At 52.4% G+C, this 18,349-nt stretch carries 18 protein-coding genes and 2 rRNA genes; 8 read left to right on the forward strand and 12 right to left on the reverse strand.

Features of this window, described 5'->3' with window-relative positions; all coding sequences use genetic code 11:
• Positions 1 to 154 precede the first annotated feature (154 nt).
• From rseC to rseD, 5 genes are read right to left on the reverse strand one after another with little or no spacing between them, the layout of a single operon-like run.
• Positions 155 to 634, reverse strand: a complete 480-nt coding sequence (gene rseC, locus F4V61_RS08910) for a SoxR-reducing system protein RseC (RefSeq protein ID WP_000589085.1) — start codon at positions 632 to 634, stop codon at positions 155 to 157.
• Positions 631 to 1,587 carry a sigma-E factor regulatory protein RseB gene (rseB, locus tag F4V61_RS08915; protein ID WP_080161325.1) on the reverse strand — a complete coding sequence of 319 codons (957 nt, stop codon included), beginning with the start codon at positions 1,585 to 1,587 and terminating at the stop codon, positions 631 to 633. Before rseB ends, rseC begins: the two co-directional genes overlap by 4 nt.
• Positions 1,587 to 2,237, reverse strand: a complete 651-nt coding sequence (gene rseA / locus F4V61_RS08920) for an anti-sigma-E factor RseA (RefSeq protein WP_001168380.1) — start codon at positions 2,235 to 2,237, stop codon at positions 1,587 to 1,589. Before rseA ends, rseB begins: the two co-directional genes overlap by 1 nt.
• 31 nt (positions 2,238 to 2,268) lie before the next feature.
• The gene (rpoE, locus tag F4V61_RS08925) at positions 2,269 to 2,844 is read right to left on the reverse strand and encodes an RNA polymerase sigma factor RpoE (protein ID WP_038394838.1); all 576 of its coding nucleotides are present in this window, start codon (positions 2,842 to 2,844) and stop codon (positions 2,269 to 2,271) included.
• Positions 2,841 to 3,005 carry a rpoE leader peptide RseD gene (rseD, locus tag F4V61_RS08930; RefSeq protein ID WP_134933809.1) on the reverse strand — a complete coding sequence of 55 codons (165 nt, stop codon included), beginning with the start codon at positions 3,003 to 3,005 and terminating at the stop codon, positions 2,841 to 2,843. The genes rpoE and rseD overlap by 4 nt, the downstream gene beginning before the upstream one ends.
• 263 nt (positions 3,006 to 3,268) lie before the next feature.
• On the opposite strand from rseD, the gene nadB reads away from it, so the two are divergent.
• A complete protein-coding gene (gene nadB / locus F4V61_RS08935) occupies positions 3,269 to 4,891 on the forward strand; it encodes an L-aspartate oxidase (RefSeq protein ID WP_058344707.1) in 1,623 nt (540 codons plus the stop codon).
• Here nadB and trmN read toward each other — a convergent pair.
• Positions 4,876 to 5,613: a tRNA(1)(Val) (adenine(37)-N(6))-methyltransferase TrmN gene (gene trmN / locus F4V61_RS08940; protein ID WP_038394829.1), complete on the reverse strand. Its 738-nt coding sequence runs from the start codon at positions 5,611 to 5,613 to the stop codon at positions 4,876 to 4,878. The genes nadB and trmN overlap by 16 nt on opposite strands.
• A 129-nt stretch (positions 5,614 to 5,742) precedes the next feature.
• Between trmN and srmB the strand changes: the two genes are divergently transcribed.
• Entirely contained in the window at positions 5,743 to 7,077 is a 1,335-nt protein-coding gene (srmB, locus tag F4V61_RS08945) for an ATP-dependent RNA helicase SrmB (RefSeq protein ID WP_038394827.1), read from the forward strand.
• A 113-nt stretch (positions 7,078 to 7,190) separates the two neighbouring features.
• Here srmB and grcA read toward each other — a convergent pair whose 3' ends face one another.
• On the reverse strand, positions 7,191 to 7,574 hold the full coding sequence (grcA, locus tag F4V61_RS08950; RefSeq protein WP_000627811.1) for an autonomous glycyl radical cofactor GrcA: 384 nt from the start codon (positions 7,572 to 7,574) through the stop codon (positions 7,191 to 7,193).
• A 318-nt stretch (positions 7,575 to 7,892) separates the two neighbouring features.
• On the opposite strand from grcA, the gene ung reads away from it, so the two are divergent.
• Positions 7,893 to 8,582, forward strand: coding sequence for a uracil-DNA glycosylase (gene ung / locus F4V61_RS08955; RefSeq protein WP_000179980.1), 690 nt, complete (start codon positions 7,893 to 7,895; stop codon positions 8,580 to 8,582).
• 118 nt (positions 8,583 to 8,700) lie between these two features.
• Here the strand turns inward: ung and F4V61_RS08960 are convergent, their stop codons facing one another.
• Positions 8,701 to 9,738 (reverse strand): tRNA/rRNA methyltransferase, encoded by a 1,038-nt coding sequence (locus F4V61_RS08960; RefSeq protein ID WP_058344705.1) that lies wholly within the window; start codon positions 9,736 to 9,738, stop codon positions 8,701 to 8,703.
• Positions 9,739 to 9,941: 203 nt separating this feature from the next.
• Here F4V61_RS08960 and trxC point away from each other — a divergent pair, with 203 nt between their 5' ends.
• The 5 genes from trxC (at position 9,942) to F4V61_RS08985 (ending at position 15,664) form a co-directional block, all read left to right on the forward strand.
• On the forward strand, positions 9,942 to 10,361 hold the full coding sequence (gene trxC / locus F4V61_RS08965) for a thioredoxin TrxC (RefSeq protein WP_001098734.1): 420 nt from the start codon (positions 9,942 to 9,944) through the stop codon (positions 10,359 to 10,361).
• Positions 10,362 to 10,431: 70 nt separating this feature from the next.
• Positions 10,432 to 11,130: a tRNA-uridine aminocarboxypropyltransferase gene (gene tapT / locus F4V61_RS08970; protein WP_038394823.1), complete on the forward strand. Its 699-nt coding sequence runs from the start codon at positions 10,432 to 10,434 to the stop codon at positions 11,128 to 11,130.
• A 35-nt stretch (positions 11,131 to 11,165) separates the two neighbouring features.
• Entirely contained in the window at positions 11,166 to 13,826 is a 2,661-nt protein-coding gene (gene pat, locus F4V61_RS08975; protein WP_080161326.1) for a protein lysine acetyltransferase, read from the forward strand.
• A gap of 114 nt (positions 13,827 to 13,940) precedes the next feature.
• The gene (gene pssA / locus F4V61_RS08980) at positions 13,941 to 15,296 is read left to right on the forward strand and encodes a CDP-diacylglycerol--serine O-phosphatidyltransferase (protein ID WP_000949282.1); all 1,356 of its coding nucleotides are present in this window, start codon (positions 13,941 to 13,943) and stop codon (positions 15,294 to 15,296) included.
• 44 nt (positions 15,297 to 15,340) lie between these two features.
• A complete protein-coding gene (locus F4V61_RS08985; RefSeq protein ID WP_001221384.1) occupies positions 15,341 to 15,664 on the forward strand; it encodes a YfiM family lipoprotein in 324 nt (107 codons plus the stop codon).
• Here the strand turns inward: F4V61_RS08985 and F4V61_RS08990 are convergent.
• From F4V61_RS08990 to F4V61_RS09005, 4 genes are all read right to left on the reverse strand, one after another.
• Positions 15,661 to 16,962: an MFS transporter gene (locus tag F4V61_RS08990; RefSeq protein ID WP_000807799.1), complete on the reverse strand. Its 1,302-nt coding sequence runs from the start codon at positions 16,960 to 16,962 to the stop codon at positions 15,661 to 15,663. The genes F4V61_RS08985 and F4V61_RS08990 overlap by 4 nt on opposite strands.
• A 103-nt stretch (positions 16,963 to 17,065) precedes the next feature.
• Positions 17,066 to 17,521, reverse strand: a complete 456-nt coding sequence (locus tag F4V61_RS08995; protein ID WP_038394812.1) for a DUF4385 domain-containing protein — start codon at positions 17,519 to 17,521, stop codon at positions 17,066 to 17,068.
• 287 nt (positions 17,522 to 17,808) lie between these two features.
• Positions 17,809 to 17,924, reverse strand: a 5S ribosomal RNA gene (gene rrf, locus F4V61_RS09000).
• Positions 17,925 to 18,114: 190 nt separating this feature from the next.
• A 23S ribosomal RNA gene (locus F4V61_RS09005) occupies positions 18,115 to 18,349 on the reverse strand; the annotation flags it as partial.

Below are 18,349 nucleotides of genomic sequence, written 5' to 3' on the forward strand. Positions count from 1 at the left end.
AAAAGTTCAACGTGTAAGGAGAGCGGGAACTGGAAAGCGCCTCGCTTTTCCCTGTAAAACACTGCAACGCAGGAAAAGCGCAAGCTTATCGGGCTACCAACCTAACGGGCAGATAATGTATATTGCCGTTGGTCAGGCCAGCAAAACGAAACGCTCACTGGCGCATTTCGATTGAGGTAGTTTCGACACGAACAAGGCCAGGCGGGAGGGCAACGTTTAAAATCACTGGCTGCCAGGCGTCGCGCTCCGACAGTTTTCGGGAATAGCCGCGGGCAACCAGAAACCCGCCCATGCCGCCCAGCACGGCCCCGCTTAATGCGGCAAGGTCAGATCCAAACAGTACCTGAAAAAGCGCCGCACAGAAAAATAGCCCCGCTAAAGGCGACATATATACCAGCAGCGCTGAACCTAAGAGGCTTTTTTCGGCGATTCCCAGCTCGACTTTCTGCCCTGGCGCCAGCGGCTCCGCGCTTGGCACAACAATCGTATGGCTGGTTTGCGGCCCTAATTTATTCAGTACGCGACTGCCGCATCCCGCGCGGGAGGCGCAACTGCTGCACGACGCTTTAACATCGCAGCTCACCACCGCCTGACCATTCTGCCAGGAGACAACTGTTGCCCACTCTTTAATCATTGTACTGCCCTGAATTTGATACTGTCGGCAATGCGCTTCGCCGTTTGCGGCGGAAGCTCGCCGACAATGGTGATTTCCGCGTTGTCGCGAACGCTGCTATAAACCGTTCGGCGTCCAGTACGCAGCATCTGATCGCTGCTGTTTGGCGTTGCCCGGTTAACGTTGACGGAAAAGCTGAACAGGCCGTCAGAATAAAGTCGCGATTCGATAGGCAAGTTATCCATCGTTGGCAACGGACGACGGCTGCTGGAGACTTCGCTAAAGCCTTGCGGCACCCAGGATGGACTCCAGTTAAATTTCGCTTTTTCGCCACCAGGAACAGAAAGCAGCGGCGGAAGATTCGCCTTTGCCAGCGCCTGCATGGTGCTGCCGATATCCTTGCTCACCGTGAACGCAATAACGCGGAACTGCTCCAGCGTTTCGCCATCGCGATCCAGCAAATCGACGCGCATCGGCAGTTTGGTATCCATGTCCATCCAGACAATATAGCTGTAACGCGTACCATCGCGCGCCACGACGCGGATAACTTCGCACAATCGGTCAGCGATACGTGTACGCCCGACGGAAATAAAATCGTAGTAAGGCGCCAGACGCTTGAAATCGGTGTAAATCAGGGAAGGCAGAGAATCGACAATATAATCACCGTTCAGGGTGAACGGCTCAAGGCCCGGTTCAAAATAACTGATTTCATTACCACGCTGAACGACCTCCCGGCGGGGACCGTCCAGTTGCAGTAATTGCGCAAGCGGGCGACTATCCAGGCGTGCGTGTCGATAACGCAGAGATTCAACGCCTTGTTTCGTGATGCTGACGAATGACAGCTCGTAATTCAGTGACTGGCTGGCGATGTTCATCTGCTGCAATAACGCCCCGGACGCAGGGTCGGCCGAGGCGTTTACTGAGAAGAACAGGCTACCCGCCACAAGGGACATGGCAAACCAAAGTTGCTTCATTACTGCGATTGCGTTCCTAAAGTTTGGATTCCTGGCACCTGTACCGCGGCTTGCTGGGTTTGCGCCTGCTCAAACTGAAGCTGTTCGGAGTGCAGTCGGCGTTGCAGTTCATAGTCCTGCAACATGGCGTTAATGCGACGACGCTGCTCCTGCACCTGCTGTTGCTGGCTGCCCACAGGCGCTGCTTCAGAAGGCACCCCCAGACTTACCGGGCTGGCTTTCCCCATCATAGGCAGGGTATTGAAAACCGGCGTTTCAGGCTGCTGGGATGTTTCAGATTGCCCATTATAGTGCTGGACGCCGACGATAACTGCAAGTGAAACGCACGCCGCCACCCCCACTTGGGTAAGCTGCGCCGCCCACGGGCGCACTTTTTTCCAGAACGGCATTTTCTGCCATTGCTGCGGAGCGGGTTGGGCCTCAGGGATTAATGGCGACACCTGACGTACCGGATCGTTTTCAATAGCGGCCATCACGCGAGCGGATATATCGAAATGGAGAACGTCAGGCGTATCCCCCCGCATTGAATCGCGGATCAGGTGATAACTCTCCCACGTTTTCTGCATTTCCGGGTCGTGCGTAAGCGCGTTGAGCAGCTCACTGTCCAACGTTTCGCCATCCATCAAAGCGGAAAGTTTTTCTTTCTGCATGCCTAATACCTTTTCCAGTATCCCGCTATCGTCAACGCCTGATAAGCGGTTGAACTTTATTATCAATAGCTTCCCGCGCCCGGAAAATACGTGAACGCACCGTTCCCACCGGACAATCCATGATAGCCGCTATCTCTTCATAGCTCAGGCCATCCAGCTCCCGTAAGGTGATTGCCATACGTAAATCTTCCGGGAGGGACTCAATAGTTCGGAAAACTATCTGTCTCAGTTCTTCTGACAACATTAAGTTCTCAGGGTTCGAAATTTCTTTCAGCGCGCCGCCGCTTTCAAAGTTTTCTGCTTCGATCACGTCTACATCACTGGAAGGCGGACGACGCCCCTGAGCAACCAGGTAGTTCTTCGCGGTATTGACCGCAATGCGATATAACCAGGTATAAAAAGCGCTATCCCCCCGGAAAGAATCCAGCGCGCGATAGGCCTTAATAAATGATTCCTGTACGACATCGGGAACGTCGCCCGATGGCACATAGCGAGAAACCAGGCTCGCCACTTTATGCTGGTAGCGCACTACCAGTAAATTAAAGGCTTTCTGATCTCCCTTCTGGACCCGTTCAACCAGGACCTGGTCCGTTAACTGCTCGCTCATCCGAGGTAATGTCTCCCCAAACCAAATTTCCACGCGCTTTCGAAACGCCACTCCATAAGCCGCACTATGAGCAAGCAACAGGTTAGAGTGTCTATGTTTCGTAAAGTTCCGTTACGCATTTGTTTTTGTTTGTCATGTTGTAGACAGGTCTTATCTTTCATTATAAGTCTACAGATACTGAACAACGCACTATCTGTACAGAAATGTCTATTTCGTCGTTTGCAGAGTAACCTAACAGCATCTTTATTTCACTACAAAATCTGACGCTAACATTCTGCCCTACAAAATATTTTTTGCTGTTTATCTCTCTCCGTATTTTTATTTCATGTTTAATAAGCGCAACATCAGCAAAATCATAACGTGCTTTTTATCGCCATATAGTGTTAATCTCCCGCAACAGTGTTTAGTAAATTAAACAAATACCATGATGATAACTCCTGAACTGTCTTGTGATGTATTAATTATCGGCAGCGGCGCGGCCGGACTCTCGCTGGCTCTTCGTCTGGCTGAAAAACATAAGGTTATTGTCCTGAGTAAAGGGCCGGTGAGCGAGGGTTCCACGTTTTATGCGCAGGGCGGTATTGCCGCCGTGTTTGATGAAACCGATAGTATTGAATCGCATGTCGAAGATACGCTGATCGCCGGCGCCGGAATTTGCGATCGCCATGCGGTGGAGTTTGTCGCCAGCAACGCCCGCGCCTGCGTGCAGTGGCTTATCGATCAGGGCGTCCTGTTTGATACTCATATCCAGCCAAACGGCGAGGAGAGCTATCATCTCACCCGTGAAGGCGGCCACAGTCATCGCCGTATCCTTCATGCCGCCGACGCTACCGGAAAGGAAGTCGAAACCACGCTGGTCAGTCGGGCGCTAAAGCATCCTAATATTCGGGTGCTGGAACGCAGCAACGCCGTTGATTTAATTATCTCCGATAAAATTGGCCTGCCGGGGTCCCGCCGGGTCGTCGGCGCCTGGATCTGGAATCGCAATAAAGAGTGGGTTGAAACCTGTCATGCGAAGTCGGTGGTGCTGGCGACCGGCGGCGCCTCAAAGGTTTATCAATACACCACTAACCCTGATATTTCCTCTGGTGACGGTATCGCGATGGCCTGGCGCGCGGGTTGCCGGGTCGCTAATCTGGAATTTAACCAGTTTCATCCGACCGCCCTTTATCACCCGCAGGCACGTAATTTTCTGCTTACCGAAGCGCTGCGCGGCGAAGGCGCGTACCTTAAACGCCCGGACGGCTCACGGTTTATGCCGGACGTTGACGAGCGAGGCGAACTGGCGCCGCGCGATATTGTCGCCCGCGCTATTGACCATGAGATGAAACGGCTAGGCGCAGACTGTATGTTTCTTGATATCAGCCACAAGTCTGAAGATTTTGTCCGCCAGCACTTCCCGATGATCTATGAGAAATTGCTTGATGTGGGTATGGATTTAACCAAAGAACCGATCCCTGTCGTGCCTGCCGCACACTATACCTGCGGCGGCGTGGTCGTCGATGATTATGGCCGTACCGATGTAGACGGTTTATATGCCATTGGCGAAGTCAGCTACACCGGCTTACACGGCGCTAACCGTATGGCGTCTAACTCGTTGCTGGAATGCTTAGTTTACGGCTGGTCCGCAGCAAAGGATATCGACAGGCGAATGCCCTACGCCCACGGCGTTGACGTCCTTCCCGCCTGGGATGAAAGCCGCGTGGAGAACGCCGATGAACAGGTGGTAATTCAGCATAACTGGCATGAGCTACGCTTGCTGATGTGGGACTATGTGGGTATTGTGCGTACGACGAAACGGCTGGAGCGCGCCCTGCGGCGTATTACCATGTTGCAACAAGAAATTGACGAGTATTACGCCAACTTTCGCGTCTCGAATAATTTACTGGAACTGCGCAATCTGGCGCAGGTGGCTGAACTGATTGTGCGCTGCGCGATAATGCGTAAAGAGAGCCGGGGGCTGCACTTTACTCTCGATTATCCGCAACAGTTGGCTGAGTCCGGCCCGTCGATACTTTCGCCGTTAACATCTCACATAAACAGATAAAACGCCTGGGTCAGCGCCGTATAACTTTCAGAATAATGCTGATCTGGCCCGCGAATCACTAATCTGTCGCTAAAGCACTCCCCAGCCTGCGGGGAGAATGCGAGCAGAACCCGGTGCGGCAAGCGCGCTTCGTTTTCCGCAACATCAGTACGTAATCGCAAATGCCATCCCATGCTGAGCGCTTGCTGAGTAAAGGCGTTACCTATTTGCTCCGGCAATACCACGCAAAGAAAACCGTCTTCCGTAATGCAATCCGCCGCAATAGCCAGTAATGTCTGGTGATCCAGCGTAGCGGTGTAACGCGCCTGCTCCCGCTGCGGCGTGGCGCATTCCACACCAGGTTCGTAATAAGGGGGGTTGCTGATAATAAGATCAAAACGCACCGTCTGACGAGGCGCCCAACGCTGAATATCATCAGTATGCACCGTTATTCGATGCGCCCAGGGAGAGTGAGCTACGTTTTCCTGCGCTTGCATTGCAGCCGCGGCATCAAGCTCTACGGCGTCAACAGGCACATTGTCATCCGTCCGCTGCGCCAGCATTAACGCCAAAAGGCCGCTTCCAGTACCGATATCCAGAATTCGCTTTACATCCGCGACCGGTGCCCACGCCCCAAGTAAAATACCGTCAGTTCCCACTTTCATCGCACACCGATCGTGTGCGACAAAAAACTGCTTAAATGTAAATCCGTTACGACGAAGAACGGAGCCAGAGTGAGACATGTAAAAACAACCCTGCGAAACACGGCGACAGCGCCAGGTAAAAACAATACCTGAGAAGAGATATCCATACAAACAGATGAAGATTGTGGCCGTAACGTCTATAATCAGCGCCCCACACAGAGGTAGAACATGACTGTAACGACTTTTTCCGAACTTGAACTCGATGAAAGCCTGCTGGATGCCCTCCAGGATAAAGGTTTCACTCGCCCGACCGCCATTCAGGCTGCCGCTATTCCGCCTGCGCTTGATGGCCGTGATGTACTCGGTTCTGCGCCGACAGGCACCGGTAAAACGGCGGCGTACCTGCTGCCGGCGTTGCAGCACCTGCTCGACTTTCCGCGTAAAAAATCGGGGCCGCCGCGCATTCTCATCCTGACGCCAACCCGTGAACTGGCAATGCAGGTTGCCGATCACGCTCGTGAACTGGCTAAGCATACTCATCTGGATATCGCCACGATTACCGGCGGCGTGGCTTATATGAACCATGCTGAAGTGTTTAGCGAAAACCAGGATATCGTGGTCGCCACCACGGGCCGTCTGCTGCAGTATATAAAAGAAGAGAACTTCGACTGCCGGGCGGTTGAAACATTGATCCTTGACGAAGCCGACCGGATGCTGGACATGGGCTTCGCTCAGGATATTGAGCATATCGCCGGCGAGACGCGCTGGCGTAAACAGACGATGCTGTTCTCCGCCACGCTGGAAGGCGATGCTATCAAAGATTTTGCCGAACGCCTGCTGGAAGATCCGGTTGAGGTTTCCGCCACCCCGTCAACTCGCGAGCGTAAGAAAATTCACCAGTGGTACTACCGTGCCGACAATTTCGAACATAAAGTTGCGCTATTGAAGCACCTGCTAAAACAAGACGATGCTACTCGTTCCATCGTGTTTGTGCGTAAACGTGAACGTGTCCATGAACTGGCCGAAACGCTGCGTCTGGCAGGAATCAATAATTGCTATCTTGAAGGCGAGATGGCGCAGATCAAACGTAACGAAGGCATTAAGCGTCTCACAGACGGCCGCGTTAACGTGCTGGTCGCGACCGACGTTGCGGCACGCGGGATTGATATTCCTGATGTAAGCCACGTCATTAACTTCGACATGCCGCGCAGCGGCGATACCTATCTTCATCGCATTGGCCGTACAGGCCGTGCGGGTCGCAAAGGTACTGCAATCTCGCTGGTTGAAGCCCACGATCACCTGTTGCTGCTGAAAATCGGTCGCTACATCGAAGAACCGCTAAAAGCGCGCGTCATTGATGAACTTCGTCCGACCACGCGCGCGCCCAGCGAAAAGTTGACCGGCAAACCGTCGAAAAAAGTGCTGGCGAAACGCGCCGAGAAGAAAAAAGAGAAAGAAAAAGAGAAGCCGCGCGTGAAGAAACGTCACCGCGATACAAAAAATATCGGGAAGCGCCGCAAGCCAAGCGGTACGAAAATGCAGGAGCAATCCAGCGAAGAATAATGATGTTGCCGGGTTCTACCCGGCGCTTTTTTCCGATAAAGAGACGTAAAAAAACGGAAGACGTATAAGCGCCTTCCGTTTTTTATACATCAAGCCGATGTAATTCGTGAGTCTTACAGGCTTTCAGTAAAGGTACGAGCGATAACGTCGCGCTGCTGTTCCGGCGTCAGAGAGTTGAAACGTACCGCATAACCAGAAACGCGAATGGTCAGTTGCGGGTATTTTTCCGGATGCTTAACCGCGTCTTCCAACGTTTCACGACGCAGAACGTTAACGTTCAGATGCTGACCGCCTTCAACGCGCACTTCCGGTTTAACTTCCATCGGAATCTCACGGTATTCGATCTCGCCCAGTTTGCTGACAGCCACAACTTCATCTTCAGCAAAGCCGGATTTTGCAACGATGCAACGCGCTTCACCTTTTTCGCTGTCCAGCAGCCAGAAGGAATTCAGCAGGTCGTCGTTAGCGGCTTTAGTAATCTGGATACCTGTAATCATGTGATGCCTCCCCAGGCAAAATTATTTGATTTCGGTCGGCCTAATCCCGGCCAATTGGTAAAACCATTGTTGCTTGAGTGTATATATACCCCTCGACACCCCTTCATTCTTTGATTTAAATCAATAAAAACCACAACGCAAAAAGGGTGATTGGGTGAATTTATTGTTTTACATCAACTTACACCATCCAACCCTATAAAATTTTTACATAAATTTTCAACTATCTTTTGTAGGTAGCGGTTTTTATAGTACGGAGGATTTTGCACTGCAGAAAGAAGCAGTTAAGCTAAGGAAACTGGAAATTCGCAGGAGAGCGAGATGGCGACTGAGTTAACCTGGCACGATGTGCTGGCTGATGAAAAACAGCAACCTTACTTTATTAATACGCTTCATACCGTTGCTGGCGAACGTCAGTCAGGTATCACGGTCTACCCGCCGCAAAAAGATGTATTTAACGCCTTTCGCTTCACGGAACTGGGCGACGTTAAAGTGGTGATCCTGGGGCAAGATCCCTATCACGGCCCCGGTCAGGCACATGGTCTGGCGTTTTCCGTGCGGCCTGGAATCGCTCCTCCGCCGTCGTTAGTAAATATGTACAAGGAGCTGGAGGCTTCCATTCCCGGCTTCGTTCGCCCCCCGCACGGTTATCTGGAAAGCTGGGCGCGCCAGGGTGTACTGTTACTGAATACGGTGCTCACGGTACGGGCAGGTCAGGCGCATTCTCATGCCAGCCTGGGGTGGGAAACCTTTACGGATAAAGTGATAAGCCTGATTAACCAATACCGCGAAGGCGTCGTCTTCCTGCTGTGGGGATCGCACGCCCAGAAGAAAGGCGCAATTATTGATCCACTGCGCCACCATATTCTGAAAGCCCCGCATCCCTCGCCGCTCTCTGCGCACCGCGGATTTTTTGGCTGCAACCATTTTGCACTAACGAATCAATGGCTGGAACAACATGGCGAGAAACCAATCGATTGGACGCCGGTACTACCGGCTGAGAGTGAATAACGCTGGCATCTCGCCGTTTTATTGTCGGACGACGGCGCGAAAGCGTCTTGTCCGACCGGGCGGTGGAAGTACATAGCTTCATTGGCCCGGCATGCGTTGCGCCACCGGGCGGTAGCTCTTACGCTTTATTCTGCCGCCACCACTCGGCGAGCAGCACGCCTGTCGCAACCGACACATTAAGGCTTTCCACGTTACCCGTGCCATTAATTTTCACGCACAGATCGTCAGGTTCGCGCGCCGCTTCCGGCAGGAAGTCATATTCACGGCCTAATACCAGCACCATCTTTTCCGGCAGTGTCGCACCAAAGAGCGCCTGACCGCGATCGCTGGACGTCGTCACCACGGTGTACCCCGCCTGACGAAAATCATCCAGTACATCAACAATGCTTTCACCGGTAATAGGCTGGACATGCTCCGCCCCGCCTTCCGCGGTACGAATCGCCGCGCCGGATTCCAGCAACGCCGCATCCTGTACCACCACGCCTTTCACGCCGAAGTGCGCGCAGCTACGCATCATGCCGCCCAGATTATGCGGGTTAGCGATATCTTCCAATGCCAGCACGCAGTCTTGATCAGCCGCCTGCTTGACCCATTGCTTAACGGTCATACCGTTACGCTTCTTAATCAGGAAACACACGCCGCCGTGATGCTCAGTCCCGGAGACTTTTGCCAGTTCGGCCTCGTCAACAACATGGTAGGCTTTACGATTCGCCGCCATCCAGCGCAGCGCCTCTTTAAAACGCGGCGTTACGCTTTGGATAAACCATGCGCGCACAATGGCGTCAGGACGGCTCTGGAATAGCGCCTGGCAGGCATTTTCGCCGTAGACGCGCGTCTCCTCCGCACGCTGGCGACGCAAAATTTCAGGATCGATAAAACTTTTACCACTGATACCGCCGTGATCGACTTTTTCCGCCGTCTCATCTCCCGGCGCGCGGGATACGGTACGCCATGGCGAAGTTTCATGTTTACGGTCACGGCTCTGATTATTTCGCTCATCACGGGCGGGGCGACGTCCACCGTCAGTGCGAGACTTTGCTGGGCGGCCCCCTCCTTTTCCGGTACGCGGGTTATGGGTGCGTTTATCAGAGTCATCATCACTACGGACATACATCACTTTGACTTTGCCGCTTTTATTTTTTAATTCATCGTTCATGCTTTTCTCCACCAGCGCTGCGCGAAGCGCGAAGATTACCCGATGTGCATCCGGTTAGCCATGATTTCGTTTAAAAGTCTTTGACTATTGTACCCATTGAATAAAACACATTGTCGTTTAGCACAGACTATTTGATAATATGTAACATTATAGAAACATTCCGCGCATAGCGGGACGTCTCCTGACGTATTTAGAGGTTAGCTATGAACACCGTTTGTACCCATTGCCAGGCCATTAACCGCATCCCTGACGATCGGCTTCAGGATGCGGCAAAATGTGGACGCTGCGGTCATGAGTTATTTGACGGAGAAGTCATTAATGCAACCAGCGAAACGCTGGACAAACTACTGAAAGACGATCTTCCTGTAGTGATCGATTTCTGGGCGCCCTGGTGCGGCCCTTGCCGTAATTTTGCGCCTATCTTCAAGGATGTCGCTGAAGAGCGCAGCGGTAAAGTCCGTTTTGTCAAAGTGGATACCGAGGCGGAACGGGAACTTAGCGCCCGTTTCGGCATCCGCAGCATCCCGACGATTATGATCTTTAAGCATGGTCAGGTGGTCGATATGCTTAATGGCGCAGTGCCTAAAGCGCCTTTTGACAACTGGCTGAACGAGGCGTTGTAAACGCTACGGGGCGCATCTTGTGCCCCGTTTTCACCTCTGCCACAATAGCGTTTTTCTGCAAACGCTTTCTATGAACAAAAATGCAGTCCTTCAGTTACGCGCCGAACGGCTTGCGCGCGCTACGCGCCCTTTTCTTGCCAGAGGCAACCGGGTTCATCGTTGCCAGCGCTGCTTGCTGCCGCTAAAACTCTGCCTGTGTGATACGTTAACGCCTGCTCAGGCGAAAAGCCGTTTTTGTCTGATCATGTTTGATACTGAACCGCTGAAACCCAGCAATACCGGCCGACTAATAGCCGATATCTTGCCGGATACCGCCGCGTTTCAGTGGTCGCGCACCGAGCCGCCGCAGGCATTGCTGGAGCTGGTACAGCATCCAGATTACCAACCGATAGTGGTATTTCCCGCTTCCTACGCCGGCGAAGCGCGCGAGGTCATTTTCACCCCGCCCGCCGGGAAACCGCCACTGTTTATCATGCTCGACGGCACCTGGCCTGAAGCACGTAAAATGTTTCGTAAAAGCCCTTATCTGGATCATCTGCCGATAATTTCCGTCGATTTGTCGCGTCTTTCTGCTTATCGTCTGCGGGAAATCCATGCTGAAGGGCAATACTGTACCGCCGAAGTCGCGATAGCCCTGTTAGATCTGGCGGGAGATACCGAGGCCGCAGTCGGCTTAGGTGAACATTTCACCCGTTTTAAAACGCGCTATCTGGCAGGAAAAACGCAACATCCGGGAAACATCACAGCAGAAAATAGCGAAAGCGTTTAAAATCATCCGGTCACTTCTGTGTAAGGGAGATCGGTATGAGTCAGCAAGGACTGGAAGCGCTGCTGCGACCAAAGTCGATCGCGGTGATTGGCGCATCAATGAAGCCCCACCGCGCGGGCTATCTGATGATGCGTAACTTGTTGGCGGGCGGGTTCAATGGCCCCGTCCTTCCAGTGACGCCTGCCTGGAAAGCCGTTTTAGGCGTCATGGCCTGGCCGGATATCGCCAGTCTTCCCTTTACTCCCGATCTTGCTATTTTATGCACCAATGCCAGCCGTAATCTCGCATTACTGGACGCGCTGGGCGCGAACGGTTGTAAAACGTGCATTATTCTTTCTGCCCCTACGTCGCAACATGAAGAACTTCTTGCTTGCGCCCGGCGTCATAAAATGCGTCTGCTGGGTCCGAACAGTCTTGGGCTCCTTGCGCCGTGGCAAGGGCTGAATGCCAGCTTTTCTCCCGTCCCGATTAAGCAGGGCAAGCTCGCCTTTATTTCCCAGTCTGCCGCCGTTTCCAATACTATTCTTGACTGGGCGCAACAGCGTGAAATGGGCTTCTCCTACTTTATCGCGCTGGGCGATAGCCTGGATATTGATGTCGATGAACTGCTGGACTATCTGGCGCGCGACAGCAAGACCAGCGCGATTTTGCTCTATCTGGAACAGTTAAGCGACGCCCGCCGTTTTGTTTCCGCCGCCCGTAGCGCTTCACGTAACAAACCGATTCTGGTGATTAAAAGCGGCCGAAGCCCGGCAGCCCAGCGTTTACTTAATACCAGCGCGGGAATGGACCCGGCATGGGATGCGGCCATCCAGCGCGCAGGCCTGCTGCGAGTCCAGGATACGCACGAGCTTTTTTCCGCCGTCGAAACGCTCAGCCATATGCGTCCGCTACGCGGCGACAGACTGATGATCATCAGCAATGGCGCCGCGCCTGCCGCGCTGGCGTTAGATGAGTTGTGGTCGCGTAACGGCAAGCTGGCGACATTGAGCGAAGAGACCTGCCTGCAACTACGGCAGGCGCTTCCCGCGCACATTGATATTGCCAATCCGCTAGATCTATGTGATGACGCCAGCAGCGAACATTACGTCAAAACGCTGGATATCCTGCTCGCCAGTCAGGATTTTGACGCGCTTATGGTTATCCACTCTCCCAGCGCTGCCGCGCCGGGTACGGAAAGCGCCCATGCGCTGATCGAGACGATTAAACGCCATCCCAGAGGCAGGTTTGTTACGCTACTGACAAACTGGTGCGGCGAGTTCTCGTCCCAGGAAGCAAGACGGCTATTCAGCGAAGCCGGATTACCCACCTACCGTACGCCGGAAGGTACGATTACCGCTTTTATGCATATGGTGGAATACCGGCGTAATCAGAAGCAACTGCGGGAAACGCCAGCGCTGCCGAGTAACCTGACGTCCAATACCGCCGAAGCGCATAATCTGTTACAGCAGGCGATTGCGGAAGGCGCCACCTCGTTGGATACCCATGAAGTACAGCCAATTTTACACGCCTATGGATTACATACCCTTCCCACCTGGATTGCTGGCGACAGCGCGGAAGCGGTGCATATCGCCGAACAGATAGGCTATCCGGTCGCCCTCAAGTTACGCTCGCCGGATATTCCGCATAAATCTGACGTTCAGGGGGTTATGCTTTATTTGCGGACCGCGAATGAGGTGCAGCAGGCCGCCAACGCCATTTTCGATCGCGTAAAGATGGCCTGGCCGCAGGCGCGGATTCACGGTTTGCTGGTACAAAGCATGGCTAACCGCGCCGGCGCGCAGGAGCTTCGCGTGGTGGTCGAGCACGATCCGATGTTTGGTCCTTTGATTATGTTGGGTGAAGGCGGCGTGGAGTGGCGTCCGGAAGAGCAGGCTGTCGTCGCGCTGCCGCCGCTCAACATGAATCTGGCGCGCTATCTGGTGATTCAGGGCATTAAACAGCGGAAAATTCGCGCCCGTAGCGCGCTGCATCCGTTGGATATCGTCGGTTTAAGCCAGTTGCTGGTCCAGGTTTCAAACCTGATTGTCGACTGCCCGGAAATTAAGCGTCTGGATATCCATCCGCTGCTGGCTTCCGCCAGTGAGTTTACCGCGCTGGATGTAACGCTGGATATTGCCCCGTTTGATGGCGATAGCGAAAGTCGACTTGCGGTACGCCCCTATCCCCACCAGCTTGAAGAGTGGGTGGAGATGAAAAACGGCGATCGCTGTCTGTTCCGTCCGATTCTGCCGGAAGATGAACCCCAACTACGACAATTCATCGCCCAAGTCACCAAAGAAGATCTCTACTATCGATATTTCAGCGAGATCAACGAATTTACCCACGAAGATTTAGCCAACATGACGCAGATCGACTACGATCGAGAAATGGCGTTTGTGGCTGTGCGGCGGCTGGATAACACTGAAGTGATCCTCGGCGTAACGCGTGCGATTTCCGATCCCGATAACATAGACGCCGAATTTGCCGTATTGGTGCGTTCAGATCTCAAAGGGTTGGGTTTAGGACGCCGTTTAATGGAAAAATTGATTGCCTATACTCGCGACCACGGATTGAGACGGCTGAACGGTATTACTATGCCTAACAATCGTAGTATGGTCGCGCTGGCCAGAAAACTGGGATTTCAGGTTGATATTCAGCTCGAAGAGGGCATTGTTGGATTAACGCTGAATCTGGCCCAATGTGATGAGTCGTGAGTAATGTACTGGAAATGTTGACCACTTTAACGGGTACTGGTGTTATTATTGCTCACTTATGTCGTCTGCATAGCACAGAGGACCCTTCAATGAACAGAGAAGAAATGCACTGTGATGTTGTCAAAATTTAAGCGTAATAAACATCAACAACACCTTGCCCAACTCCCTAAGATATCTCAGTCAGTTGATGATGTAGATTTCTTTTATACTCCCGCTACTTTCCGGGAGACACTGCTGGAGAAAATCGCCAGCGCAACGCAGCGTATTTGTATCGTTGCCCTGTATCTGGAACAGGACGATGGGGGTAAAGGTATACTCGACGCGCTCTATGCGGCTAAACGGCAGCGTCCTGAACTGGACGTTCGGGTGCTGGTCGACTGGCATCGCGCACAGCGTGGGCGCATTGGCGCAGCGGCCTCTAATACCAATGCAGACTGGTATTGCCGACTGGCGCAGGAAAACCCCGACATCGAAGTCCCGGTTTACGGCGTACCGATTAATACGCGAGAAGCGCTTGGCGTACTGCATTTTAAAGGCTTTATCATTGATGATAGCGTTCTGTACAGCGGCGCCAGCCTGAACGATGTCTATCTGCATCAGCATGACAAATATCGCTATGACCGTTACCAGCTTATTCGCAATCGGCAAATGGCAGACATCATGTTTGACTGGGTTACGCGGAATCTAATGAATGGTCGCGGAGTTAATCGTCTGGATAATACTCTACGTCCGAAAAGTCCTGAGATTAAAAATGATATCCGTTTATACCGCCAGGAGCTGCGTGAGGCGTCATATCATTTTCAGGGTGACGCTAATGACGAGCAACTCTCCGTTACGCCGCTGGTCGGGCTTGGAAAATCCAGTCTGCTGAACAAAACCATTTTCCATCTCATGCCCTGCGCAGAGCATAAGCTCACCATTTGTACCCCTTACTTCAATCTGCCTGCGGTACTGGTGCGGAATATAATTCAGCTACTGCGCGACGGAAAGAAAGTGGAAATCATTGTTGGCGATAAAACCGCGAATGATTTTTATATTCCGGAAGATGAACCATTCAAGATCATTGGCGCGCTGCCCTATCTCTATGAGATTAACCTGCGCCGCTTCCTGAGCCGTTTGCAGTATTACGTCAATACCGATCAGCTTGTGGTGCGTCTGTGGAAAGATGACGACAATACCTATCATCTGAAAGGGATGTGGGTAGATGATAAATGGATGCTGCTCACCGGTAACAATCTGAACCCTCGCGCCTGGCGTCTGGATCTGGAAAACGCTATTCTGATCCACGATCCTAAGCAGGAACTTGCCCCTCAGCGGGAAAAAGAACTGGAGCTTATCCGGACGCACACAACCATTGTGAAACATTATCGTGACCTGCAAAGCATTGCCGATTATCCGGTAAAAGTGCGTAAATTGATTCGCCGTCTGCGCCGGATCCGCATCGACAGATTAATTAGTCGTATCCTGTAATCAAAGCCCCGTCCTGCTCGGGGTTTTCTCTTAGGAATGGACTGGTGCGCATATTAATTCCTTTTACTGTATTGTTTCTTTCCGGGTGCAGTCATCTGGCTAACGATAGCTGGAGCGGCCAGGATAAAGCCCAGCATTTTATGGCATCAGCGATGCTATCGGCAGCCGGTAATGAATATGCGCGCCACCAGGGAGTAAACCCCGACCGCAGCGCGGCGATAGGACTGATGTTTTCTTTGAGTCTCGGAGCCTCAAAAGAACTCTGGGACAGCCGCCCGGAAGGAAGCGGCTGGAGCTGGAAAGATTTTGCCTGGGATGTTGCTGGCGCTACAACCGGTTACGCTATCTGGCAAATGGCACAGCACTAAAGACGCAAGCCTTTTCCTTTACGATGCAACATCAGCGAAACCAGGAAAGCCAAAACGGCCATCGCGGTCACATACCAGAAGAACGAATTCTCCATACCGAAAGACTTTAGCGACAGCGCGACGTATTCCGCAGAACCGCCGAACAACGCGTTTGCTACCGCATAAGATAAACCGACGCCCAGGGCGCGAACCTGCGCCGGGAACATTTCCGCTTTCAGAATCCCGCTAATCGAGGTATAGAAACTCACAATCAATAGCGCGCACATCACTAAAGCGAATGCGACATAAGGCGACGTCACATTCTGCAACGCAGAGAGAATCGGAACGGTGAAAAGCGTCGCGAGCGCGCCAAAGCATAACATGGAGGTACGCCTGCCAATCTTATCGGATAACGCGCCGAATAGCGGCTGCACCAGCATAAAAACACACAGCGCGACCGTCATAATGCCACTGGCGACATTAGCATGCATACCTGCTGTATTTACCAGATATTTCTGCATATAGGTGGTGAAGGTGTAAAAACACAGCGATCCTGCCGCGGTGAAACCAAGCACCATCAAAAAGGCTTTGCGATTACGCCACAGACCTTTCAACGAACCGGCTTCTTTTAACGCGCGAGTCTCGTGTTTCGATGTTTCATCCAGTTGACGACGTAACCATAACGCCACAACCGCCAGCACGGCGCCCAGCGCAAAGGGAATACGCCAACCCCAGGCTCGAAGCTCAGCATCCTCCAGAACCTGCTGCAAAAGCACAACAACCAGCAATGCCAGTAACTGGCCGCCAATAAGCGTAACATACTGAAATGAGGCGAAAAATCCCTTAAGACCGTCAAGCGCAACCTCACTCATATATGTCGCGCTGGTCCCGTACTCCCCTCCTACCGAGAGTCCCTGAAATAACCTTGCAATAAGTAGCAGCGCTGGCGCCCAGATGCCGATGGTATCGTAACCAGGCAAACAGGCAATCACCAGCGACCCCAGGCACATCATGCACACCGAAATCAACATCGAGGCTTTACGTCCACGTCGATCGGCAATACGCCCAAATAACCAACCACCGATAGGCCGCATTAAAAAGCCTGCGGCAAAGACACCTGCCGTTTGCAAAAGCTGAGTAGTGGTATTACCAGAAGGAAAGAAGATATGAGCAAAATAGAGCGAGCAGAAGGAGTAGGCATAGAAATCAAACCATTCCACTAAGTTTCCGGAAGATGCCCCCACGATAGCCCACACGCGTCGCCGAATCTCCGGAGCCTCAGCGTTGTTTTTATCTATACGCTGAATAATTTCTGCCATACTGTTCTCCTCGTTGCCAGGCTTGATCAGCCTTTTATTTTGGAGATTCAGATTACGCGAGACAAAAAAGTAAATAAAGTGTTAATTATTTGTTTTATAATTTTTATCCCCACCGTGCCTGATGTTGGCGTTTTCGTTTTAGATAGTCTTCATCCTGACGAATTTTATCCCACCAACCTTTGAAAACGGTTGCCGCCGCAGCCTTAGTAGGATCATTACCTCGTGTATTTAGGCTACCGTCTTCTGCATACTTTCTACCGCCTTTATAGTTAGCATAACGCCTGGCGCGGGTATATCCCATCTGAATGAATTTACGCGCCATGTCCATGCCGACGAAATCATCCTGCTGTCGATAAGCTTCAAACAACTGGTAGATCTGTTCTGCTGATTTAATCGCCGATGCTTCATCTTTGTAGCGCCAGAAAGGAAGAATTTCGCTTTTATAGGGTTCAACCAGTAACACTCCCTGCTCACCCCGTCCAACCTGATACAAATCAGGTTGCTGGCGGAAGTCGATACTCGAAAAGTCCTGCTGATAGTTAAAAGGTTTGATAGCCAATGAAGATCCTCACTGCTTACACAAGCAAGTTTAAAGGATAGTTCATCGTTAACGATTAGGTGGGTTTCGCCCGGCGGCGCTAACGCTTACCGATCCTACAATAGCGCCAGCTTCGTAGTCGGATAACATTCGTAGGTCGGATAATATAGAGCCGCCATCCGGCGGTACTGGTACGTGCAGGATACCTGATGGCGCTGCGCTTATCAGGCCTGCAGGGCGGGCGCCAGCCCTTTTGCACAGACGCAAAAAAGCCCATCCGTCAGGATGGGCTCTTTCACTTGTTTGATGCCTGGCAGTTCCCTACTCTCGCATGGGGAGACCCCACACTACCATCGGCGCTACGGCGTTTCACTTCTGAGTTCGGCATGGGGTCAGGTGGGACCACCGCGCTAGTGCCGCCAGGCAAATTCTTTGTACTCTGTCCTGTGTCTTTTGAGCTGATACGGCGTTGGCTGCTCTTGCGAACCTCAGTCACATACTTCAGTATGCTCCTTCCGTCGCTGCGTTTGCCGCCTTGTCTCAGCGCAAAATCCTTCGGACTCTGAATCCAGGCTGAAAATTCTCTCAAACCGCCAAAACATCTTCGGCGTTGTAAGGTTAAGCCTCACGGTTCATTAGTACCGGTTAGCTCAACGCATCGCTGCGCTTACACACCCGGCCTATCAACGTCGTCGTCTTCAACGTTCCTTCAGGAGACTTGTAGTCTCAGGGAGAACTCATCTCGGGGCAAGTTTCGTGCTTAGATGCTTTCAGCACTTATCTCTTCCGCATTTAGCTACCGGGCAGTGCCATTGGCATGACAACCCGAACACCAGTGATGCGTCCACT

Source organism: Salmonella enterica subsp. arizonae, assembly GCF_008692845.1.
GTDB lineage: Bacteria > Pseudomonadota > Gammaproteobacteria > Enterobacterales > Enterobacteriaceae > Salmonella > Salmonella arizonae.